The sequence below is a fragment of the Pseudomonas sp. AC463 genome (genome assembly GCF_979253585.1).
The window spans coordinates 1-244 of the sequence record NZ_CEEDDZ010001037.1 but is presented as its reverse complement, the minus strand read 5'-3'; the positions used below and the strand labels follow the sequence as shown (position 1 = coordinate 244).

Here is a 244-nt window from a genome sequence, read left to right as displayed (position 1 = left end):
GATACAGGCCGATCCTGAACTTGCCGGCATCGCCGCGGTGCTGTTCGACGAGGTTCACGAACGCAGCCTCGACGGCGACTTCGGATTGGCGCTTGCACTGGATGCGCAGGCAGGGCTGCGGCCCGACCTGCGGCTGGTGGCGATGTCCGCGACGCTCGACGGCGCGCGGTTCGCGGCGTTGATGGGCGCAGAGGGCCAACCCGCGCCGGTGATCGAGAGCGAGGGCCGCAGCTATCCGTTGGCC

The 244-nt window shown here is 69.7% G+C and carries 1 protein-coding gene; it reads left to right on the top strand.

Annotated features, from left to right (window positions below):
- A partial coding sequence (locus AC0IYH_RS33405) for a hypothetical protein (RefSeq protein WP_471838718.1) occupies positions 1-244 on the top strand: 244 nt, incomplete at both ends.